This is a genomic window from Enterobacter sp. TMH.L2, assembly GCF_050847315.1.
In the GTDB taxonomy this organism is placed as follows: domain Bacteria; phylum Pseudomonadota; class Gammaproteobacteria; order Enterobacterales; family Enterobacteriaceae; genus Cedecea.
Window position 1 is genome coordinate 4,094,975 of sequence record NZ_CP193791.1, and the last position, 22,341, is coordinate 4,117,315.

Consider the following 22,341-nt stretch of genomic DNA (forward strand, 5'->3'; position numbering starts at 1 on the left):
CGAGTCGCCGACAAACAAACTGACAATCAGGACGGTTTTCCCACACATCACGAACACATCAGGCGGGTTAAATACCCCGAAATCATCCTGTAATCGTGAGGTGTGTTATGCCCGTTCTGATTGCCTTTCTTGGCGGTATGCTCAGTTTATTAAGCCCCTGTACGCTGCCCGTTATTCCTTTGCTTTTCGCTGCATTTCGCGGCAAAAAAAGCCAAATCATCGCCCTGCTTGCCGGCATGGTGACCATGTTCACCGCCGTGGCTTTGCTGGTCGGCGCTGCCGGGGAGTGGATCGTGCGCGCCACGCTGGCTGGCCGCTGGGTAGCGCTGGGGATGCTGGCGATTGCCGCGCTCACACTCATCTTCCCCGCGCTTGCCGAACGGCTGATGAGCCCGGCGGTGCAGATGGGGAATGCCATCAACAACCAAAGCTCCCGCGCTCGCGGCACGCTGTCGGCTTTTCTGGCCGGACTGGCGGTGGGGCTGCTTTGGTCGCCCTGCGCGGGGCCGATTTTGGGGGCCATTCTCGGCCTCGGCTTGTCCGGCTCTTCGGCTGTCACCACCGGCCTGCTGCTGGCGGCCTACGGCAACGGCTGCGCGCTGATGCTGGCGCTGCTGTGGTTCTGCGGTCACCGGCTGCTGGCTCGCCTGCGTGAGAAAATGGCGCTGATGGCGCAGCTGCGTCGAGTGGCTGGCGTGGCTATGCTTGCCACGGTGGCGTTTATCGCATCTGGCACCACGGCGGTGCTGCAAAACGCCAACGGTTTCGGCGCGAAGCTGGAGCAGCGCCTGCTGGCCTTCTCCCCCACCACCACGCCAGCGCCTAAGCTGCAGCCTATTGTGGATCCCGCGCCCACCAGCGCAATGCCGCCGCTTTCCGGGGGAACCGCATGGATCAATAGCCCGCCGCTGACGCCAGAGGCGCTGAAAGGCAAAGTCGTGCTGATCGATTTTTGGACCTTCGATTGCATTAACTGCCAGCACGCGCTACCGCACGTCCGGGAATGGGCCAACAAGTATAAAGATCAGGGCCTGGTGGTGATTGGCGTGCATACGCCGGAGTACCCGTGGGAGAAAGATCTGGATTCGGTGAAAAAGGCAGTAGCCAAGTGGCAGCTGCCGTACCCGGTCGTCACCGACAATAACTACCAGATCTGGAATGCCTTCGGAAACCAGTACTGGCCAGCGCATTATTACTTCGACGCTCGCGGACAGCTGCGCAATGTCTCTTTCGGCGAGGGGAATTACGAGCAGCAGGAGCAGGTTATTCAGAATCTGCTGAAGGAGGCTCGCGCCTGATTTTGCTTTCGGGGAGGCGGGAATATGACTCTCATCACATTCGCCGCACTCCCCTTTTCCCTTTTGCCCTGCGACGGCTAAATTAGAACTCATCCGACCACATAACAATAATTTTACAAACTGGAATCGATTATGAGCTACTCGTCGCTGCTTGCCCCGCTGGATCTTGGCTTCACCACTTTGAAAAACCGCGTGCTGATGGGCTCGATGCACACCGGGCTGGAAGAGCTGCCGGACGGCGCTGAGCGCCTTGCCGCTTTCTATGCCGAGCGCGCCCGGCACGGCGTGGCGCTGATTGTCACCGGCGGGATCGCCCCGTCGGCCTCCGGGGTGACCGTTGCCCACGGCGCGGTGCTGAACGACAAAAGCCAGCTGGCGCATCACCAGATTGTGACCGGGGCGGTGCACCGCGAAGGCGGCAAGATTGCCCTGCAGATCCTGCACACCGGGCGCTACAGCTACCAGCCTAAGCTGGTCGCTCCGTCGGCCATTCAGGCGCCGATCAACCCGTTTAAACCCCATGAGCTCAGCCACGAAGAAGTGTTAACGCTGATTGAGGACTTTGCCCACTGCGCCAGCCTGGCGCGTGAAGCCGGGTATGACGGCGTGGAGATCATGGGCTCGGAAGGCTACCTGATTAACCAGTTTTTGGCCGCCCGCACCAACCAGCGCGACGATGAATGGGGCGGAGACTACGAACGCAGAATGCGTTTTGCCGTTGAAGTCGTGCGTACTGTGAGAGAACGCGTTGGCAAAGAATTTATTATTATTTACCGCCTGTCGCTGCTCGACCTCGTCGAAGGCGGCGGCAACTTTGAGCAGGCCGTCACCCTCGCCAAAGCGATAGAAAAAGCGGGTGCGACGCTGATTAATACCGGTATCGGCTGGCACGAAGCCCGTATTCCTACCATCGCGACCTCCGTGCCACGCGGCGCTTTTAGCTGGGTAACCAAAAAACTGAGAGGCCACGTCGCGCTGCCGCTGGTGACCACCAACCGAATCAACACCCCGGAAACCGCAGAGCAGATTCTGGCCGACGGCGATGCGGATATGGTGTCGATGGCGCGCCCTTTCCTGGCTGACGCCGAGTTTGTTTCTAAGGCCGCTGCGAATCGCGCCGATGAAATCAATACCTGCATCGGCTGCAATCAGGCCTGCCTGGATCAGATTTTCGTGGGTAAAGTCACCTCTTGCCTCGTCAACCCGCGCGCCTGCCATGAAACCAAAATGCCGGTTGTGCCTGTTTCACAACCGAAGCGCCTTGCGGTGGTAGGTGCTGGCCCCGCCGGACTAGCCTTTGCGGTCAACGCCGCCGGGCGCGGCCATAGCGTCACGCTGTTTGACGCTGCGGCGGAGATTGGCGGGCAGTTTAACATCGCCAAACAGATCCCCGGCAAAGAGGAGTTCTTCGAAACGCTACGCTACTACCGCCGAAAGCTGGCCCTCACCGGCGTGGACGTTCGCCTGAATCAGTACGTTACCCCGGAGATGCTGTACGACTATGACGAAGTTATTCTGGCCTGCGGGATTGCGCCGCGCCTGCCGGAAATTGACGGTATCGGGCATCTGAAGGTGCTGAGCTATGTCGATGTGCTGCGCGACAAAGCCCCTGTGGGCAAACGCGTGGCGGTGATTGGCGCGGGCGGCATCGGGTTTGATACTTCGATGTACCTGAGCCAGGAAGGGGCGTCGACCAGCCAAAGCATCGCCGAGTTCTGCGTGGAATGGGGGATTGATACCAGCCTGCAAACGTCAGGCGGCCTGCGCCCGGAAGGGCCTCATCTGCACAAAAGCCCGCGCAGCATCTTCCTGCTGCAGCGTAAAACCAGCAAACCGGGCGAAGGTCTGGGCAAAACGACGGGCTGGATCCACCGCACTACGCTTGCCGCGCGAGGCGTGAAAATGATGGCTGGCGTGAGCTACGAGCGTATTGACGATGCCGGGCTGCATATCACCGTCGGCGGGGAGCCACAGCTGTTGGAAGTGGATAACGTGATTATTTGTGCCGGGCAGAATCCGCGCCGCGAGCTGGCTGAGCCTCTACAGGCGATGGGTAAAGCCGTGCATTTAATTGGCGGGGCCGATGTGGCAATGGAGCTGGATGCCCGGCGCGCAATTGCGCAGGGCACCCGTTTAGCGCTGGAGATTTAGCGGCGACGACCTAACTTCACCGCTTTCAGCACCACGAACTTGTTGTTCGTTGCCACCGTGGTGCAGTTGCCGAAGATCTTCTTCAGCTTGCGGAAGTAGTCGAGGTGGCGGTTGGCCACAATGTACAGCTCGCCGTTGATTTTCAGGCAGCGGCGAGCGTGGTGGAACATTTCCCACGCGATCTGATCCGTCAGGGCATGCTGCTGGTGGAACGGCGGGTTGCACAGTACGGCGTTAAAGCGGAAAGGCTCCACGCCGGACAGCGCGTTGTTAATCATAAATTCGCAGCGGTCGATATCGCCCGGCAGGTTGGTTTCAACGTTAAGGCGCGCGGAGGCCACCGCCATCGGCGATTCATCCACAAACACCACCTGCGCCAGCGGGTTTTTCTCCAGCAGCGTCAGGCCAATCACGCCGTTACCGCAGCCCAGATCGACAATCTCGCCTTCCAGGTCCGACGGCAAACTTTCGAGGAAGAAACGCGCGCCGATATCCAGCCCGGTGCGGGAGAAGACGTTGGCGTGGTTGTGAATCGTCCACTCGGTGCCCTCCAGCTTCCAACTCAGCGTTTCCGGCACATCTGCCAGCTCCGGTTGGGTGAAGGTCGGGTTAATCAGACGCGCTTTTTTCCACGCCAGCGTGGTGGTGGTTGGCCCTAAAATCTTTTCAAACAGCTCCAGCGTGGAGTTGTGAATGTCCCGCGCTTTCGCGCCCGCAATAATGCGGGTTTCCGGCGTCACGACTTTGCGCAGCGCACGCAGCTGCTGCTCAAGCAGGGCCAGCGTCTTAGGAATTTTAATCAGCACCAGCCCCGGCGCCTGCGGGTAAGCCGCGGTGCTGTCGAGGAAGGTGACGCTGTTTTCCGGGATGTCGTTCTCGCGCAGGTTTTCACGCGTGGCAAGCTCGCTTAAGTACGAGTCGCCAATGCTGTAAGGCTTGTGTTCGGCCAGCACGCAGGCCAGCGCGCCGAAGGTATCGTTAAAAACAAGAACGGGGCCGACTGGCTCAAGTTCGTCTACCTGCTGCAACAGGTAGTCATCTGCCGCTTCCCACGCCTGCAGCGGGTTTACGTCGTCCGTTTCCGGAAAACGCTTCAGCGTCAGTGAACGAAAACCGTTGTCTAATTGGCTCATCGGCCCTCCTGGATGGTAAAGTTTGGTGATATCCCCATAGCGGGGGCGAGAGTATACCTTTTTTTCCTTCAACCTGAGACAAGCATGAGCGAACTGATTTATTTAAGCGGCTATCCGGAGCATTTGCTCTCGCAGGTGCGCACCCTGATTAGCGAGCAGCGCCTCGGCGCGGTGCTAGAAAAACGCTACCCGCAGGGGCACAACATCGCGACCGATAAAGCGCTTTATGCTTACACTCAGGAGTTGAAAAGCCAGTTTCTGCGCAATGCGCCCCCGATAAATAAAGTCGCCTATGACAACAAGATCCACGTGCTGAACAACGCGCTGGGGCTGCATACCGCGATTTCCCGCGTGCAGGGCAACAAATTAAAAGCTAAGGCGGAAATTCGCGTGGCGACCGTGTTTCGCTCCGCCCCTGAAGCTTTTTTACGCATGATTGTGGTTCACGAACTGGCGCATCTTAAGGAGAAGGATCACAACAAAGCGTTTTACTCCTTGTGCTGTCATATGGAACCGCAGTATCACCAGTTAGAATTCGATACACGACTTTGGCTTACCCAGCTGGCGCTGAGCGGCGCGGCTTGATAAAGCCCCGATTTATTGACTATCGACTTCCGGAGAACGCCCCCGTTTATGATACGTTTCGCTGTGATTGGAACCAACTGGATCACCCGCCAGTTCGTAGATGCCGCCCATGAGAGCGGCAAATATAAGCTGACTGCGGTGTACTCCCGCAGCCTCGAACAGGCGCAAAGCTTCGCCAACGATTACCCGGTGGAGTATCTGTTTACTTCGCTGGATGAGCTGGCGCAGAGCGATGCGATCGACGCGGTGTATATCGCCAGCCCTAACTCGCTGCACGGCCCGCAGAGCCTGCTGTTCCTGAGCCACAAAAAACACGTTATTTGCGAGAAGCCGCTGGCGTCTAATCTGGCCGAAGTTGAAGCGGCCATCGCCTGCGCCCGCGAAAATCAGGTGGTGCTGTTCGAGGCGTTTAAAACCGCCAGCCTGCCGAACTTTATTGCCCTGCAGCAGGCGCTGCCGAAGGTGGGGAAAATTCGCAAGGTGCTGCTCAACTACTGCCAGTACTCTTCCCGCTACCAGCGCTACCTGGACGGTGAAAACCCGAACACCTTTAATCCGGCATTTTCTAACGGCTCGATCATGGACATCGGTTTCTACGTGCTGGCCTCGGCGGCGGCATTGTGGGGTGAGCCGCAAGCCGTTCACGCCACGGCTTCCCTGCTGGACAGCGGCGTAGATGCACACGGCACCGTGCAGCTGAACTACGGTGATTTTGACGTTACCCTGCTGCATTCCAAAGTGAGCGACTCGACGATCCCAAGCGAAATTCAGGGCGAAGCCGGATCGCTGGTGATCGAAAAAATCTCTGAATGCCAGCGGGTGACGTTTATCCCGCGCTGCGGCAAACCGCAGGATCTGAGCCTGCCGCAGCATATCAACACCATGCTTTACGAAGCGGAGACGTTCGCGCGCCTGGTGGAAGAGAATGAGGTTAATCACGCCGGACTGGTAACATCGCGCATTACGTCGGCACTGGCGACCGAGATTCGCCGCCAGACCGGGGTAAAGTTCCCGGCGGACGACGTGGACCAGCAGGCCACGGCGTAAAGTATTTCATATAAAAGTGGGTATCAAATATTGACCAAAGCCATGGCTTGTCATATTTTGTTACCTGCAAAGGGGAGTAACTTCATTGCCGGTTAATCGTCATTACGATGCGCAAGCATCCGGTTGCCGGGCGACGTGAAAACGTCGTAAGTGAGACCTTGCCGGAAGGCGAGATCCCTGTTGCAAGCGAAAGCGGCTGGCGTCTTCTGATGTTGGCCGTTTTTGTTTTCAAGGAATCTTATTATGCATACTGTCGGTACTCCGCTGCTCTGGGGCAGCTTCGCCGTCGTGGTCGCCATCATGCTGGCGATCGATCTGCTGGTTCAGGGCCGTCGCGGCTCGCACACCATGTCGATGAAACAGGCGGCCGTCTGGTCGCTGGTCTGGGTTTCACTTTCCCTGCTGTTTAACCTCGCTTTCTGGTGGTATCTCAGCGGCACCGCTGGCCGTGAAGTCGCCGATACTCAGGCGCTGGCCTTCCTCACCGGTTATCTGATTGAAAAAGCGCTGGCGGTCGATAACGTCTTCGTCTGGCTGATGCTGTTCAGCTACTTTGCCGTGCCTGCTGCGCTGCAGCGGCGTGTGCTGGTATACGGCGTGCTGGGCGCAATAATCCTCAGGACCATCATGATCTTCGGCGGCAGTTGGCTGATTACCCAGTTCGAATGGCTGCTGTATGTGTTCGGCGCTTTCCTGCTCTTCACCGGTGTGAAAATGGCGCTGGCAAAAGAGGACGATAGTGGCATCGGCGATAAACCGCTGGTTCGCTGGCTGCGCAGTCATCTGCGCATGACGGACAAAATTGAGAACGAGCGCTTCTTCGTGCGCCAGAACGGCCTCCTGTACGCCACCCCTCTGCTGCTGGTGCTGATTCTGGTCGAGCTGAGCGACGTGATTTTCGCGGTAGATAGCATTCCGGCGATTTTCGCGGTCACCACCGACCCGTTTATCGTGCTGACGTCTAACCTGTTCGCGATTCTCGGCCTGCGCGCCATGTACTTCCTGCTGGCGGGCGTGGCAGAGCGCTTCTCGATGCTGAAATATGGCCTGTCGGTGATCCTGGTGTTTATCGGTATCAAGATGCTGATCGTTGATTTCTACCATATTCCTGTCGCCGTTTCGCTCGGCGTGGTGGGTGGGATTCTGGCGGGAACGCTGATTATCAATGCGTGGGTCAACCACCGTAATGACCAAAAGACGCCGGTCAAATAGACCAGCTTCTCATCACAAATTAAGGGGCGTAATGCCCCTTTTTCATTCTGGCAATCCGCTATCGCATCAAACTGCTGAATATGTGACGCACATGTTAATAATTAGTTGTAAAATCTAACACTGAGCGCAATTCCAGCTTGAAATGCTTTTTCCTTCCACGCTTTTCCTTATACTCACCGGGCAAACACATTTTCTTACAACCGCACAGACGTAGCGCACTACGCACGCGGCACAGCACGACATCACTGAAACACAGGAAGGTATTGATGAGTTCGCAAGCTTCTGGACTACTGCAGCGCTTTGCCCGCGGCAGCCTCGTAAAACAAATTCTCGTTGGCCTGGTGCTGGGTATTCTGCTCGCGCTGGTCTCAAAACCTGCCGCTATCGCAACCGGCCTGCTCGGCACGCTGTTCGTCGGCGCATTGAAAGCCGTGGCGCCGGTGCTGGTGCTCACGCTGGTGATGGCTTCCATCGCGAATCATCAGCAGGGCCAAAAAACCAATATTCGCCCTATCCTGGTGCTCTATTTACTGGGCACCTTCTCCGCCGCGCTGACTGCCGTTGTGGTTAGCTTTATGTTCCCCTCCACGCTCCATCTGACCAGCAGCGCCACGGACATTACGCCGCCATCCGGGATCGTCGAGGTGGTTCACGGTTTACTGATGAGCGTGATTGCCAACCCTATACACGCCCTGCTGAACGCTAACTACATCGGTATTCTGGTGTGGGCGGTCGGCCTGGGCTTTGCGCTGCGCCACGGAAACGAAACGACCAAAAATCTGGTGAACGACCTGTCTGACGCGGTGACGTTTATCGTGAAAGTGGTGATCCGCTTCGCCCCTATTGGGATCTTTGGCCTGGTCGCCTCCACGCTTGCCACCACCGGTTTCTCCACGCTCTGGAGCTATGCCCAGCTACTGCTGGTGCTGATGGGCTGTATGTTTGGCGTGGCGCTGATCATCAACCCGCTGCTGGTGTTTATGACCACTCGCCGTAACCCGTATCCGCTGGTGCTGGCCTGCCTGCGCGAAAGCGGGGTGACCGCGTTCTTTACCCGCAGCTCGGCGGCGAATATTCCGGTTAACATGAACATGTGCCAGAAGATGAACCTGGATCGCGATACTTATTCGGTGTCGATTCCGCTGGGGGCAACGATCAATATGGCCGGGGCGGCCATCACGATTACGGTACTGACGCTGGCGGCAGTGCATACGCTGGGCGTGCCTGTGGATCTACCGACCGCGCTGCTGCTGAGCGTGGTGGCTTCACTTTGCGCCTGCGGGGCTTCCGGCGTGGCGGGCGGTTCGCTGCTGCTGATCCCACTGGCCTGCGGCATGTTTGGCATACCGAACGAGATTGCCATGCAGGTGGTGGCGGTCGGCTTTATCATCGGCGTATTGCAGGATTCCTGCGAAACCGCGTTGAACTCTTCTACCGACGTTATCTTTACTGCCGCCGTTTGCCAGGCAGAAGATGCTCGTCTGGCGAAGGCCGATTTGTTACGCGGCTAATATCAACGAGCCACGCTGGGTGTTCGGCACTGACTTAAACCGCAGCATCGTTTCTGGTTTTTACCCTCACCCTCTCCCTAAAAGGGAGAGGGGATCAACCTTGTATCCCGAAGCTTGTTTTCTCCCTCACCGCTGGGGAGATGACATTCATAGCGTGACGCCGCTTTTAAACAGCGCCAGCTCGCGAAAATCATTTTTCTCGTTGCAGGTTGGCGCGCCGTTCACTTTCTCAACTATCGTCTCAATAAACTGCGCCAGCAGCTCGGGCATCGTGCTGCCATGCAGCAGCCTGCCTGCGTCAAAGTCTATCCAGTGCGGTTTTTTCGCGGCCAGTTCGCTGTTAGTGGCGATTTTTAGCGTCGGCACAAAGCCGCCGTAGGGCGTCCCTCGCCCGGTGCTGAACAGCACCATATGGCAGCCAGCTCCCGCCAGCGCGCTGGTGGCGACCGCGTCGTTACCCGGCGCACTCAGCAAGTTTAAGCCAGCCTGTTTTAGCCTTTCTCCATAGCGAAGAACATCGACCACCTGGCTTTCACCGGCTTTTTGCGTACAGCCGAGGGATTTCTCCTCAAGCGTGGTGATCCCGCCCGCTTTATTCCCCGGCGACGGATTCTCGTAGATGGGCTGCTGGTGTTCGATGAAGTAGCGTTTGAAGTCGTTGACCATCGCCACGGTTTTCTCAAACGTTGCTTCGTCCCGGCAATGGCTCATCAACAGCCGTTCCGCGCCGAACATTTCCGGCACTTCCGTCAGTACCGTGGTGCCGCCGTTCGCCACCATATAGTCCGAGAACCGACCCAGCATCGGGTTGGCGGTAATGCCGGAGAGGCCGTCCGAACCGCCGCATTCCAGCCCGAATTTCAGCTCGCTCAGTTTACCCGGTTCGCGCCTGTCGTAGCGCATGACATCATACAAAGCGTGGAGATGCTCCAGCCCCGCTTCAACCTCATCGTCCTGCTGCTGAAGCGCCATGAAATGAACGCGTTCTGGGTCGTATTCACCTAAGGTTTCGCGGAAAGCAGCGATCTGATTGTTCTCGCAGCCCAGCCCCACCACCAGCACCGCGCCCGCGTTTGGGTGATGCACCATGTTTTGCAGCATGGTGCGGGTGTTGAGATGGTCGTCCCCCAGTTGGGAGCAGCCAAACTGATGGCTGAACAGCCAGGCACCGTCGATATCCGGGGCGTTATTGGTTTCCTGCAGGAAACGGCTCAGCATCTGGCGAGCCATGCCGTTCACGCAGCCAACAGTCGGCAGGATCCATAGCTCGTTACGAACGCCGACCGCGCCGTTGCTGCGGCGATAGATGTTGACGTTCCGGTCGCCAAAAGGCTCCGCCGCTGGCACAACTTCCGGTTGATAGCGGTATTCATCGACGTCATTAAGGTTGGTGCGCAGGTTATGGGAATGCAGATGTTCACCTGCGGCGACATGGCAAAGTGCGTGACCAATAGGCAAGCCGTACTTCACGACGTTTGCCCCTTCGGCAATTGGCTGGAGCGCAAACTTATGGCCGCGCGCGATCGGCTGGCGCAGCCTGAAAGCTTCCGGCGGAGTACCTATCTCTTCGCCTTCCGGCAGGTCCACCAACGCGACAGCAACGTTATCCAGCGCATGGATCCTGATATATCGCATCGCGGCCTCAGTTCAGCTCAATGGCAAAGTAGTCGCGGGCGTTGTTGAAACAGATGTTTTTCACCATCTCCCCCAGCAGCGGCATATCTTCAGGCACTTCCCCCGCCTGGACCCAGTGGCCAAGCATGCGGCACAGAATACGGCGGAAGTATTCGTGGCGCGTGTAGGAGAGGAAACTGCGGCTGTCGGTTAGCATACCAACGAAGCGGCTCAGCAGCCCAAGCTGGGCAAGCTGGGTCATCTGCCGCTCCATGCCGTCTTTCTGATCGTTAAACCACCAGCCGGAGCCGAACTGCATTTTGCCAGGCATCCCTTCTCCCTGGAAGTTACCGACCATCGTGCCAATCACCTCGTTATCCCGAGGATTGAGGCAGTAGAGAATAGTTTTCGGCAGCAGGTTTTCTTCATTTTGCTTACTTAACAGTTTCGACAGCGGCTCGGCCAGCGGGCGATCGTTTATCGAATCAAAGCCTACATCCGGCCCCAGCAGGCGGAACTGCCGCTGGTTATTGTTGCGCAGCGCGCCGATATGGTACTGCTGCACCCAGCCGCGACGGGCGTATTCCGTGCCAAGCCAGGCCAGCACCGCCGTTTTAAATTGCGCGACTTCGGTGTCGTTAACCGCGCCGCCAGCCAGACGACGGGCAAGAATAGCATCCAGCGTGGCTTCATCCGCTTCGGCAAAGACCACCACGTCCAGCGCGTGATCGGCCACCTTACAGCCGTGGGCAGCAAAATGTTCGAGTCTTTTGCTCAGCGCCGCCTGGAGGTCGCTAAAGCGACGAATATCGGTGTCGGACACGGCGGCCAGCGTCGAAATGTAGTCGGTAAACGTCGCCTGTTCGATATTAAAGGCTTTATCCGGCCGCCAGCTCGGCAGCACTTTGATATCGAAGCTACCATCTTTGGCCACGGTGGCGTGGTGCACCAGAGAATCCACCGGATCGTCAGTGGTGCCGACCATTTTCACGTTCATCTGCTGCATGATGCCTCTGGCGGTGAACGAATCCTGCTCCAGCAAGGCGTTACACTGCTGCCAGATGTCTTCCGCCGTTGCCGGCGAGAGCAGTTTGCCGGTAATACCAAACGGGCGGCGCAGCTCCAGGTGCGTCCAGTGATAGAGCGGATTGCCGAGGGTATGCGGCACGGTGGCAGCCCAGGCATCAAACTTTTCGCGGTCGCTGGCATCGCCGGTACACAGGCGCTCAGCCACGCCGTTAGTTCGCATTGCTCGCCACTTGTAGTGATCCCCTTTCAGCCAGATGTCATACAGGTTTTTAAAGCGATAGTTGTCCGCTATTTGCTGCGGCGGCAGGTGGCAGTGGTAATCAAAAATGGGCTGCGATTTCGCGTAGTCATGGTACAAGCGGCGGGCGAATTCAGTATCAAGAAGAAAGTCTTCAGTCATAAAGGGGGTCATAAGAGATATCCTCTGCAGATAACGGTGCTATGCATTCGCATCATGATGGCACGAAGTTATCACACCAATTTCCCTGCAACGACCTCAATTTTGCGTCAGTGGTCACAAAACAAACACATAATTTCCGTCTTTATGTGCATAAAACGGACTAAATCCCGCGCCGATACTGACCTGAGAGCAAGGTATAGCCCAACATTACGCGAAAATGCTTTTGTGATATCACTCAACTTATAAAGATGTATGACAAGTTATCGTTCAAACCGTCGCAGTACCTCTTGCCGGGCAACGCTTGCCCCGGCCCATGGGTGACAAGAGCAGGAACGGAGCCGATTTATCGGGAACAACGTTCACAATAAAGACGGGATGGGGTTAGAAATGCGAAAAATAAAAGGTTTACGCTGGTACATGATAGCGCTGGTGACGCTGGGCACCGTGCTGGGCTATCTGACCCGCAACACGGTGGCCGTCGCGGCGCCCACGCTGATGAGCGAACTGAATATCACCACGCAGCAATACTCGTGGATCATCGCCGCCTATTCGGCTTGTTATACCGTTATGCAGCCCGTCGCGGGCTATCTGCTCGACGTGCTGGGCACCAAGGTGGGCTACGCGGTGTTCGCCGTCGCCTGGGCTATTTTCTGTGGAGCAACCGCGCTGGCGGGGAGTTGGGGCGGTCTCGCACTTGCCCGTGGCGCAGTCGGTGCCGCCGAAGCGGCGATGATCCCCGCAGGATTAAAGGCCAGCAGCGAGTGGTTCCCCGCCAAAGAACGCTCTATTGCGGTGGGCTACTTCAACGTCGGCTCTTCCATTGGGGCAATGATTGCCCCGCCGCTGGTGGTCTGGGCCATTGTGATGCACAGCTGGCAGATGGCGTTCATGATAACCGGCGCACTGAGCTTTATCTGGGCCATGATCTGGCTGTGGTTCTACAAAAACCCCCGCGACCAGAAAAAACTCACCAGCGAAGAGCGTGAGTACATCATTAGCGGCCAGGAAGCCCAGCACCAGACCGATAACACGAAAAAGATGTCGGCGTGGAAAATCCTGCGTAACCGCCAGTTCTGGGGCATCGCCCTGCCACGCTTTCTGGCCGAACCCGCGTGGGGCACATTCAATGCCTGGATCCCGCTGTTCATGTTTAAGGCCTACGGCTTCAACCTGAAAGAAATCGCGATGTTCGCGTGGATGCCCATGCTGTTTGCCGACTTTGGCTGCATTCTTGGGGGCTATTTACCGCCGCTGTTCCAGCGTTGGTTTGGCGTTAACCTGATTGTTTCTCGCAAGCTGGTGGTCACTATGGGGGCCATCCTGATGATTGGGCCTGGCACGATAGGCCTGTTTACCAGCCCTTACGTGGCGATTGCCTTACTCTGCGTGGGTGGATTTGCTCATCAGGCGCTGTCCGGGGCGTTAATCACCCTGTCGTCCGACGTTTTTGGCCGGAACGAAGTCGCCACGGCGAACGGCCTGACGGGCATGGCAGCCTGGACCGCCAGCACCTTGTTTGCCCTGGTCGTCGGCGCGCTGGCCGACACAATGGGATTCAGTCCGCTTTTCGCGGCGCTTGCAGTGTTCGATCTCCTCGGCGCGATTGTTATCTGGACGGTGCTGAAAAACCAATCTGCCAGCGAACTCGCAGCCACTGCTCCCGCCCCGGAGGCCGTGACACAGTCTTGATGTAAAAACCGCCGCCTTCGGGCGGCAATTCTCACGTTGGTTGCTAGAGCGTCACCGGGAAAAGTGGTATAACAAATTTATTCACGTACAGCCCTCTTCCGGAGCAACTTATGGATGCCGTAGAACCCCGCCGCCTTTATCAGCAGCTTGCCGCCGAATTAAAACAACGCATTGAAACCGGTGTTTATCAGGTCGGGGAAAAACTGCCTGCGGAGCGGTTTATCGCCGAAGAGAAAAACGTCAGCCGCACCGTCGTCCGCGAAGCAATCATCATGCTGGAAGTGGAAGGCTACGTTGAGGTTCGCAAGGGCTCGGGCATTCACGTCATGTCTAACCAGGCAAAATACATGACCGTGCCGGATGAGCGTTTTGAGTTTGCCAATTATGGCCCCTTCGAGCTGCTGCAGGCGAGGCAGCTTATTGAAAGTAATATCGCGGAGTTCGCCGCCACGCAGGTCACCAAGCAAGATATTGTGAAACTGATGGAGATCCAGGAAAAAGCGCGGAAAGAGCAAACTTACCGTGATTCTGAGTGGGATCTGCAGTTTCACGTCCAGGTTGCACTGGCTACGCAAAACGGCGCGCTGGCGACCATCGTCGAAAAAATGTGGAGTCACCGCATCCACAACCCCTACTGGAAGAAACTGCACGAACACATCGATATGCGCCCGGTAGACAACTGGTGTGATGATCACGATCAGATTCTTAAAGCTCTGATTCGTAAAGATCCACATGCGGCAAAACTGGCGATGTGGCAGCATCTGGAAAACACCCGTCAAATGCTGTTTAACGCCACCAGCGATGATTTTGAATTCAATGCCGACCGCTATTTCTTTGCAGAAAACCCGGTCATTCACCTTGATACAGCCGCAAACGGTCAAAAATAGTCATTTTTCCGGTCGAGGGTAAGCAAACCATAAATAGTGTCAGCGTTTGTAAATACCCTCGCCAGCCTCTCCCCCAGTAAGCAAAATCATTCCTCAACAAACTGCAAATACTGTGACGTATAACGCGTAGTTTTGTTACAATTAGATGCAATTTCACCGCCTGTGTGGGCTCAGCGCCATCCCGCTGTCGTTTCACGTGGTATTAGTCCGACACCGCAGCACAGGCAGTGGGTTGTTGTCAGCAAATAAGAATAAAAACCATGCTGCATTCTGCTCATCCGTTTCACCGGCGGCCTAAACGAAGTGCCAGGAACCCTGAATGGAACTACTGACTCAACTGCTTTCCGCTCTCTGGAGCCAGGATTTTGAAACGCTTGCCAATCCATCGATGATTGGCATGCTCTATTTTGTGCTGTTCATGATTATATTTCTTGAGAACGGCATACTTCCGGCTGCGTTCTTACCCGGCGACAGCCTGCTGGTACTGGTCGGGGTACTGATCGCTAAAGGGGCGATGGGTTTCCCGGAAACGCTGGCGCTGTTGACCATAGCCGCGAGCCTCGGCAGCTGGCTGGGCTATATCCAGGGGCGCTGGTTGGGAAATACCCGTATTGTACAAAACTGGCTGTCGCACCTGCCGGCCCATTATCACCAGCGCTCACATCAGCTTTTCCATAAGCACGGGCTGTCTGCGCTGCTCATTGGCCGCTTTATTGCTTTTGTTCGTACCCTGCTGCCAACTATTGCCGGATTATCAGGTCTTAGTAGCGCACGTTTTCAGTTCTTCAACTGGATGAGCGGCCTGCTGTGGATATTGATTCTGACCACCCTGGGTTATCTGCTGGGCAAAACGCCTGTCTTCCTGAAGTACGAAGACGCCCTGATGTCATGCCTGATGCTGATCCCGGTGGTGCTTCTGGTCATCGGTCTGGTCGGTTCGTTAATCGTGCTTTGGCGTAAAAAACGCGGCCAGAGCAGTTAGAGGGATTCGATGAAATTAGCGTTCACACGCCGCCTGAAGGCGGCGCTGCTTGTTGGGGCCCTGGCGATTGCATCGCTGATGGTGTGGTCCGGCATGCAGAATAAGGATTCCACCCTCGAAATTCGTGCCTCGCGGCAGGGCGGGAGTATTCCCGACGGCTTTTATGTCTGGCACCACCTGGATGCCAACGGTATCCGCTTTAAAAGCATTACGCCGCTCAATAACACGCTATTGGTCACGTTTGATTCCAGCGCGCAGAGTGAGGCGGCAAAAGAAGTCCTCAACCGCACGCTGCCTCAGGGGTATGTCATTGCCCAGCAGGACGGCGATAAAGACGCGCTAGCCTGGCTCTCTATTCTGCGCCCTGACCACAACCACCTCGGCTGACCCCTTCTTTCAGTCTGAATTTGCTATCATCTTCTAGGTTTTTAGCAGATTCATGACTATGCTTTAGCTGTTTTTACTACTCTTTATCTGCGCTTTTTCGACACTCTGGAACGACGCATGGAGTATGATCGTCTGATACTTTTATGATTCGTCTTACAATGGAAGGTTTAACCATGAATTACCGCACCGTACTGGCTCTTGCTTTACTCACGCTAACCTCTGCCGCACAGGCAAATACCTTGTGCAACGAGAAAGAGCAGGATATTCAACGCGAGATTGGCTATGCGGAAAAACATAATAATCAACACCGTATTGATGGCCTGAAAAAGGCCCTGAGTGAAGTACGCACCAACTGCAGCGACACTAGCCTGCGTGCGGAGCACCAAAAGAAGATAGCCAAACAAAAAGCGGAAATCGAAGAGCGTAAAGCCGATCTCATCGAAGCCCGTCAGAAGGGTGACCCGGACAAAATCACCAAACGCGAGAAGAAACTTGCGGAAGCAGAAGATAGCCTCAAAGCTTTAGAGAAGCGTGATTACTGATTGTGTAGTCGCAGACTTTAAGGATCCATCTCAAACACTCGGAGAGAACTATGTCAAAAGATACTACGTCAGAACATTTACGCGCTGAGTTGAAATCCCTGGCAGATACGCTTGAAGAAGTCCTGAGTGCGTCCACGGACAAGTCAAAAACTGAACTGGACAAACTGCGTGCCAAAGCGGAAAAAACGCTAAAAGAGAGCCGGGATCGCCTGGGTGAAACCAGCGAAGCCATCGCCAAACAGACCCGTGAAGCGGCTGCCAAAGCGGATGATTATGTTCGCGAGAACCCTTGGACCGGTGTAGGCATTGGTGCGGCGGTAGGCGTCGTGCTGGGTGTGCTGCTGGCACGTCGCTAAGATGGCGGATTCTCACCAAAGCCAGGGGCCGGGCAAAAGCGTACTCGGCGTTGGCCAGCGGCTGGTGACGATTCTGGTCGGCATGGTCGAAACGCGCGTGCGTCTTGCCGTCGTCGAACTGGAAGAGGAAAAAGCGCACATCGTTCAGCTTCTGCTGATGCTGGGGCTGACCATGCTGTTCGCTGCCTTTGGCTTAATGAGCCTGATGGTGCTGATTATCTGGGCCGTTGATCCGCAGTATCGTCTTAACGCCATGATTGCTACCACCGTCGTCCTGCTGTCGCTGGCATTGATCGGCGGTATCTGGACGCTGCGGAAGTCCCGTCAATCAACCCTGCTGCGCCACACCCGGCGCGAGCTGGAAAACGACAGGGCCCTGCTGGAAGAGGATAAGCGATGAGCGATGCCGAACGTGATAAACGTAAAGCCTATCTGCTCAGCCAGGTTCAGCAGCAGCGGCTCGATCTCAGCGCCGCAAAACGCGACTGGCTGCAGGTCACCAGCCCCTACGATCGCGGCTGGAACACCTTAGTCAGCCTGCGTAGCTACGCGATGATCGCCAGCAGCGTGTTGGCAATCTGGACGGTGAAGCACCCGGGTAAGTTCATGCGCTGGGCCAAACGAGGATTTGGCGCCTGGAGCACCTGGCGGCTGATTCGTAACACGCTTAACACGCCTTCGCGCTAAACTTAAACACCGCCTCTGGCGGTGTTTTTATTTCTGCCCCTTCTCTTCCATACCTCGTATTTTTACTTTCCTGACTTAGTTTCCTCAGGATATTTGAAGAACTTAGACAGTTTTCCTTGCTAACAATCTTTTTTCACCCCGTCTATTATCCTCCCCATCGACAGCAAACATCGGTAATCACTGGAGTTTGCACACCTTTTAAGCCCTGGCCGAGAACGCCGGAAAAAAAGAACCGCTGGAGAGAAAAATGAAAAAATTAGAAGATGTTGGCGTACTGGTTGCTCGTATTCTGATGCCAATCCTGTTTATTACCGCTGGCTGGGGCAAAATCACCGGTTATGCAGGCACACAGCAGTACATGGAAGCCATGGGCGTGCCGGGTGCGCTGCTGCCGCTGACCATTCTGCTTGAGTTCGGCGGCGGTCTGGCTATTCTGTTCGGCTTCCTGACCCGTACAACCGCGCTGATCACTGCGCTGTTTACCGTGCTGACCGCGTTCCTGTTCCACAGCAACTTTGCTGAAGGCGTGAACTCTATTATGTTCATGAAAAACTTCACCATCGCAGGTGGCTACCTGTTGCTGGCGGTCTTCGGCCCAGGCGCAATCAGCCTTGACCGCGTCCTGAATAAAAAATGGTAAGCGTTCTATACTGATGAACACCGAGAAAGCGAAGACACCGTCTTCGCTTTTTTGCTATTGAGGAGGAGAAAAAATGGGACAACTCATCGACGGCGTCTGGCATGACGTCTGGTACGACACCAAATCGACCGGCGGCCGCTTTAAACGCTCTGAATCCGCCTTCCGCAACTGGCTCACTGCCGACGGTGCAGCAGGCCCCTCCGGCAAAGCGGGATTCGCCGCAGAGAAAGATCGCTATCATCTCTATGTGTCTCTTGCCTGCCCCTGGGCGCACCGGACGCTTATCGTGCGTAAGCTAAAAGGCCTCGAGCCCTTTATTTCCGTTTCCGTCGTTAACCCGTTGATGCTGCAAAACGGCTGGACGTTCGCGGAAAATTTCCCGGAGGCAACCGGCGACACGCTTTACCACCATGAGTTCCTCTACCAGCTTTATCTGCAGGCCGATCCTCATTACACGGGCCGCGTGACGGTGCCCGTACTTTGGGATAAGAAAAACCAGACGATCGTCAGCAACGAGTCCGCAGAAATCATTCGGATGTTTAATACGGCTTTTGATGCCCTGGGTGCGCGTCCCGGCAACTATTACCCCGACGAGCTAAAAGGCGAGATTGATGAGCTGAACGGCTGGATTTATGACACGGTGAATAACGGCGTATACAAAGCGGGCTTTGCCACTTCTCAGGAAGCCTACGATGAAGCCGTTGAAAAAGTCTTTATCTCCCTGGCGCGCCTGGAGCAAATTCTTGGTCAGCATCGCTACTTAACCGGCCCGCAGCTAACCGAGGCAGACATTCGCCTGTGGACGACCCTTGTGCGTTTTGACCCGGTGTATGTCACCCACTTCAAGTGCGATAAATACCGCCTCAGCGACTACACAAATCTTTACGGCTTCCTGCGCGATATCTATCAGTTACCCGGCGTTCGTGAAACGGTAAGTTTCCCGCATATCCGTACCCACTATTATTGCAGCCATAAAACTATCAACCCAACCGGCGTCATTTCCATCGGCCCTGCACAAGATTTAGACGAGCCGCACGGGCGAGATGAGCGGTTTAGGAAGAGTTAAGAATATTCAGCACAACAACGATTTACGGCCTGTGCATTCACGACTATTCTTGAATCGATCGCTTCCCGTTCAGGTGATTGTCGGATAATCAAGGCAGGCCTTAGATGGATTGGTATTTCAAAGCATTAAGAAATTACATTGGGTTTGGCGGGCGGGCTCGCCGCAAAGAGTATTGGATGTTTCATCTGGTGAACTTCATCCTGGCGGGCGTGCTGAGCGTGCTGGATAAAATGCTTGGGCTGCACATCGCCAAGGATGAAGGGGCGCTCACCACGATTTATACCGTTCTGGTTTTGCTGCCGCTTTGGGCAGTCCAGTTTCGCCGCCTGCACGACACCGACCGCTCAGCCTGGTGGCTGCTGCTGCTGTTAATCCCGATTGTCGGCTGGTTGATTATTCTGGCATTCAACTGCCAGGATGGCACGCCGGGAACTAACCGCTTTGGGCCAGATTCTAAGGCCCCTGAACTCTACTAAACAAAAAGGGCGTCCCGTAAGGCACGCCCTTTTTCTCATCATGCTCTGCGCTTAAAACGCCTGCTCACTCTGCTGTTCAGCTTTCTTCGCCAGACCATCCAGCAGTTTCTGATGAATACCGCCGAAGCCGCCGTTGCTCATGACCAGAATATGGTCGCCAGGCTGGGCCGTTTTCACTACCATCTCCGCGAGCGTGTCCACGTCTGCGCTCCAGTGCGCTGGCTGCACGCACGCTTCCGCCACTTCAGCAACCTGCCACGGAATGTGCTGCGGCTGAAGCAGGAACACTTCGTCCGCGCGCCCCAGCGAAGGAGCCAGATCGTCTTTGCAGACGCCCATTTTCATGGTGTTAGAACGAGGTTCCAGCACGGCCAGAATGCGAGCGGTGCCGCCCACTTTCCCGCGCAGGGCAGCAAGCGTAGCCAGAATCGCCGTCGGGTGATGTGCAAAATCGTCATAAACGGTGACGCCATGCGCTTCGCCGCGCAGTTCAAGGCGGCGACGAGCGTTCACAAAACTACCCAGCGCCTGGGCTGCGTCAGCTGGGGTAACGCCAACATGGCGGGCAGCGGCAATAGCCATCAGGCCGTTATGCATGTTGTGTTCGCCGACCAGCTGCCAGTTCACGGTGCCAACGCATTCGCCATCCAGGTAAACTTCCCACTGAGAAGCATCGGTCGTCAGCTTCTTCGCCTGCCAGTGGCCCTGATCGCCCACCAACTCCTGCTCACTCCAGCAGCCCATCGCCAGGGTTTGCTTCAGATTGGCGTCGTTTTCCGGCCAGATAATTTTGCCCTGCCCTGGGACGATGCGCACCAGGTGATGGAACTGCTTCTGGATCGCTTTCAGATCGTCAAAGATATCCGCGTGATCGAACTCAAGGTTATTGAGGATCAGCGTCCGCGGGCAGTAATGGACAAATTTGGAGCGTTTGTCGAAGAACGCGCAGTCATATTCATCGGCTTCAATAACGAAGAAGGGGCTATCGCCCAGACGCGCAGAGACGTCAAAGTTGCCCGGTACGCCGCCGATAACAAAGCCAGGCTTGTAGCCGCAGGCTTCAAGGATCCAGGTCGCCATACCGGCGGTGGTGGTTTTCCCGTGCGTCCCCGCCACCGCAATCACCCAGCGGTCACGCAGCACAAAATCATGCAGCCACTGCGGGCCGGACATATACGGAATGCCCTGCTCAAGAACGGCTTCCACGCACGGATTACCGCGCGTCATCGCGTTGCCGATGATCACCAGGTCCGGGTGCGGGTCGAGCTGGCTTGCGTCATAACCTTCGATTAACGAGATCCCCTGCTCTTCGAGCAGCGTACTCATCGGTGGGTAAACATTGGCGTCCGAGCCCGTCACTTCATGCCCTAAAGAGCGTGCCAGCATCGCCAGGCCGCCCATAAAGGTGCCACAGATCCCTAGAATATGAATGCGCATACGAAACTATCCTTTCTTTGTTTGGCGCACATTCTAACCGCATGGCTGCGGAGGCGAAACGCATTTCAGGATATTCCTTATCTTGCTGGCGCGATTCACCTGTGCGCGACAATTTGAAAATTTGTTAAGATTGTTGCGATCGCTTTATCCAACATAATGATGCAGGGAAAGTGTTATGAAAACGTTAGGTGAATTTATTGTCGAAAAGCAGCATGAGTTTTCCCATGCTACCGGTGAGCTCACGGCTTTACTGTCGGCAATAAAGCTGGGCGCTAAAATCATCCACCGCGATATCAATAAGGCCGGTCTGGTCGATATCCTGGGGGCGAGCGGTGCCGAAAACGTGCAGGGCGAAGAGCAGCAAAAACTCGACCTGTTCGCGAATGAAAAACTGAAGGCAGCGTTAAAAGCGCGCGGTATTGTGGCCGGTATCGCCTCCGAAGAAGAAGACGAGATCGTGGTCTTTGAAGGTGCCGAGCAGGCAAAATATGTCGTGCTGATGGACCCGCTTGACGGATCTTCTAACATCGATGTCAACGTGTCCGTTGGCACCATTTTCTCTATTTACCGCCGCATTACGCCAGTCGGCACGCCGGTCACCGAGGAGGATTTCCTCCAGCCGGGTAACCAACAGGTTGCCGCCGGCTACGTGGTTTACGGCTCATCAACGATGCTGGTTTACACCACCGGCTGCGGCGTACACGCCTTCACCTACGATCCTTCTCTCGGCGTGTTCTGCCTGAGTCAGGAACGTATGCGCTTCCCGGAAAGAGGCAACACCTACTCCATTAACGAAGGCAACTACATTAAATTCCCGACCGGCGTGAAGAAGTACATCAAGTTCTGCCAGGAAGAAGATGCCGCCAGCAAGCGCCCGTACACCTCGCGCTACATCGGTTCACTGGTGGCGGACTTCCACCGCAACCTGCTGAAAGGCGGGATTTATCTTTACCCAAGCACCGCCAGCCACCCGGAAGGCAAGCTGCGTTTGCTGTATGAGGGCAACCCAATGGCATTCCTCGCGGAACAGGCCGGCGGGAAAGCCAGCGACGGGAAAGAGAGAATTCTGGATATCATCCCAACCACGCTGCACCAACGCCGCCCGTTCTTCGTCGGCACAAAACACATGGTCGATGACGTAGAGCGTTTTATTCGCGAATACCCGGACGCCTGATTTCCCCTGCACAATGCGCCTCTCCTTCCAGGGAGAGG

At 56.0% G+C, this 22,341-nt stretch carries 22 protein-coding genes; 18 read left to right on the top strand and 4 right to left on the bottom strand.

Going from position 1 to position 22,341, the window contains the following annotated elements; genetic code table 11:
* Nucleotides 1-107: 107 nt before the first annotated feature.
* Together ACREYP_RS19590 and ACREYP_RS19595 are read left to right on the top strand one after the other, a co-directional pair.
* Nucleotides 108-1,298, top strand: a complete 1,191-nt coding sequence (locus ACREYP_RS19590; protein WP_336818319.1) for a cytochrome c biogenesis protein DipZ — start codon at nt 108-110, stop codon at nt 1,296-1,298.
* A gap of 132 nt (nt 1,299-1,430) precedes the next feature.
* Nucleotides 1,431-3,449 carry an oxidoreductase gene (locus ACREYP_RS19595; RefSeq protein WP_498881029.1) on the top strand — a complete coding sequence of 673 codons (2,019 nt, stop codon included), beginning with the start codon at nt 1,431-1,433 and terminating at the stop codon, nt 3,447-3,449.
* Here the strand turns inward: ACREYP_RS19595 and rlmG are convergent.
* The gene (gene rlmG, locus ACREYP_RS19600) at nt 3,446-4,582 is read right to left on the bottom strand and encodes a 23S rRNA (guanine(1835)-N(2))-methyltransferase RlmG (RefSeq protein WP_008460487.1); all 1,137 of its coding nucleotides are present in this window, start codon (nt 4,580-4,582) and stop codon (nt 3,446-3,448) included. The two genes, ACREYP_RS19595 and rlmG, sit on opposite strands and share 4 nt — an antisense overlap.
* An 84-nt stretch (nt 4,583-4,666) precedes the next feature.
* Between rlmG and ACREYP_RS19605 the strand changes: the two genes are divergently transcribed.
* The 4 genes from ACREYP_RS19605 to sstT all read left to right on the top strand — a co-directional run bounded on the left by ACREYP_RS19605 (nt 4,667) and on the right by sstT (nt 8,937).
* On the top strand, nt 4,667-5,167 hold the full coding sequence (locus tag ACREYP_RS19605; RefSeq protein WP_008460485.1) for a M48 metallopeptidase family protein: 501 nt from the start codon (nt 4,667-4,669) through the stop codon (nt 5,165-5,167).
* Between the two features lie 48 nt (nt 5,168-5,215).
* Entirely contained in the window at nt 5,216-6,214 is a 999-nt protein-coding gene (locus ACREYP_RS19610) for a Gfo/Idh/MocA family protein (RefSeq protein WP_336818317.1), read from the top strand.
* Between the two features lie 243 nt (nt 6,215-6,457).
* The gene (locus ACREYP_RS19615) at nt 6,458-7,426 is read left to right on the top strand and encodes a TerC/Alx family metal homeostasis membrane protein (protein WP_166993367.1); all 969 of its coding nucleotides are present in this window, start codon (nt 6,458-6,460) and stop codon (nt 7,424-7,426) included.
* A 266-nt stretch (nt 7,427-7,692) separates the two neighbouring features.
* Complete coding sequence (gene sstT, locus ACREYP_RS19620; protein ID WP_166993365.1) at nt 7,693-8,937, top strand: serine/threonine transporter SstT; 1,245 nt, start codon at nt 7,693-7,695, stop codon at nt 8,935-8,937.
* A gap of 147 nt (nt 8,938-9,084) precedes the next feature.
* Here sstT and ACREYP_RS19625 read toward each other — a convergent pair whose 3' ends face one another.
* Nucleotides 9,085-10,572, bottom strand: coding sequence for a UxaA family hydrolase (locus tag ACREYP_RS19625; RefSeq protein WP_336818315.1), 1,488 nt, complete (start codon nt 10,570-10,572; stop codon nt 9,085-9,087).
* Nucleotides 10,573-10,579: 7 nt separating this feature from the next.
* A complete protein-coding gene (gene uxaC, locus ACREYP_RS19630) occupies nt 10,580-11,992 on the bottom strand; it encodes a glucuronate isomerase (protein WP_336818314.1) in 1,413 nt (470 codons plus the stop codon).
* A gap of 375 nt (nt 11,993-12,367) precedes the next feature.
* Between uxaC and ACREYP_RS19635 the strand changes: the two genes are divergently transcribed.
* From ACREYP_RS19635 to ACREYP_RS19685, 11 genes are all read left to right on the top strand, one after another.
* Nucleotides 12,368-13,669: an MFS transporter gene (locus ACREYP_RS19635; RefSeq protein WP_166877176.1), complete on the top strand. Its 1,302-nt coding sequence runs from the start codon at nt 12,368-12,370 to the stop codon at nt 13,667-13,669.
* Nucleotides 13,670-13,779: 110 nt separating this feature from the next.
* Nucleotides 13,780-14,556, top strand: a complete 777-nt coding sequence (gene exuR / locus ACREYP_RS19640; protein ID WP_039299895.1) for a transcriptional regulator ExuR — start codon at nt 13,780-13,782, stop codon at nt 14,554-14,556.
* 319 nt (nt 14,557-14,875) lie between these two features.
* Nucleotides 14,876-15,538, top strand: a complete 663-nt coding sequence (yqjA, locus tag ACREYP_RS19645) for a DedA family general envelope maintenance protein YqjA (protein ID WP_008460467.1) — start codon at nt 14,876-14,878, stop codon at nt 15,536-15,538.
* 9 nt (nt 15,539-15,547) lie between these two features.
* Nucleotides 15,548-15,925 carry an EnvZ/OmpR regulon moderator MzrA gene (gene mzrA, locus ACREYP_RS19650; protein ID WP_166867124.1) on the top strand — a complete coding sequence of 126 codons (378 nt, stop codon included), beginning with the start codon at nt 15,548-15,550 and terminating at the stop codon, nt 15,923-15,925.
* Nucleotides 15,926-16,098: 173 nt separating this feature from the next.
* Complete coding sequence (locus ACREYP_RS19655; RefSeq protein WP_008460462.1) at nt 16,099-16,467, top strand: DUF1090 domain-containing protein; 369 nt, start codon at nt 16,099-16,101, stop codon at nt 16,465-16,467.
* A gap of 50 nt (nt 16,468-16,517) precedes the next feature.
* Nucleotides 16,518-16,823 (top strand): ElaB/YgaM/YqjD family protein, encoded by a 306-nt coding sequence (locus tag ACREYP_RS19660; protein WP_008460461.1) that lies wholly within the window; start codon nt 16,518-16,520, stop codon nt 16,821-16,823.
* Between the two features lies 1 nt (nt 16,824).
* Nucleotides 16,825-17,223 (top strand): phage holin family protein, encoded by a 399-nt coding sequence (locus ACREYP_RS19665; protein WP_008460458.1) that lies wholly within the window; start codon nt 16,825-16,827, stop codon nt 17,221-17,223.
* Nucleotides 17,220-17,510 carry a YqjK-like family protein gene (locus ACREYP_RS19670; protein WP_008460455.1) on the top strand — a complete coding sequence of 97 codons (291 nt, stop codon included), beginning with the start codon at nt 17,220-17,222 and terminating at the stop codon, nt 17,508-17,510. Before ACREYP_RS19665 ends, ACREYP_RS19670 begins: the two co-directional genes overlap by 4 nt.
* Before the next feature lie 247 nt (nt 17,511-17,757).
* Nucleotides 17,758-18,150 (top strand): DoxX family protein, encoded by a 393-nt coding sequence (locus ACREYP_RS19675; RefSeq protein WP_038476076.1) that lies wholly within the window; start codon nt 17,758-17,760, stop codon nt 18,148-18,150.
* A gap of 73 nt (nt 18,151-18,223) precedes the next feature.
* Nucleotides 18,224-19,216: a glutathione S-transferase family protein gene (locus tag ACREYP_RS19680; RefSeq protein WP_336818313.1), complete on the top strand. Its 993-nt coding sequence runs from the start codon at nt 18,224-18,226 to the stop codon at nt 19,214-19,216.
* A gap of 104 nt (nt 19,217-19,320) precedes the next feature.
* Nucleotides 19,321-19,692: a DUF805 domain-containing protein gene (locus ACREYP_RS19685; protein ID WP_008460449.1), complete on the top strand. Its 372-nt coding sequence runs from the start codon at nt 19,321-19,323 to the stop codon at nt 19,690-19,692.
* A 51-nt stretch (nt 19,693-19,743) separates the two neighbouring features.
* On the opposite strand, the gene mpl is transcribed toward ACREYP_RS19685, so the two are convergent.
* Nucleotides 19,744-21,129 (bottom strand): UDP-N-acetylmuramate:L-alanyl-gamma-D-glutamyl-meso-diaminopimelate ligase, encoded by a 1,386-nt coding sequence (mpl, locus tag ACREYP_RS19690; RefSeq protein ID WP_008460447.1) that lies wholly within the window; start codon nt 21,127-21,129, stop codon nt 19,744-19,746.
* Nucleotides 21,130-21,304: 175 nt separating this feature from the next.
* On the opposite strand from mpl, the gene fbp reads away from it, so the two are divergent.
* Entirely contained in the window at nt 21,305-22,303 is a 999-nt protein-coding gene (gene fbp / locus ACREYP_RS19695; RefSeq protein ID WP_008460446.1) for a class 1 fructose-bisphosphatase, read from the top strand.
* Nucleotides 22,304-22,341: the final 38 nt, after the last annotated feature.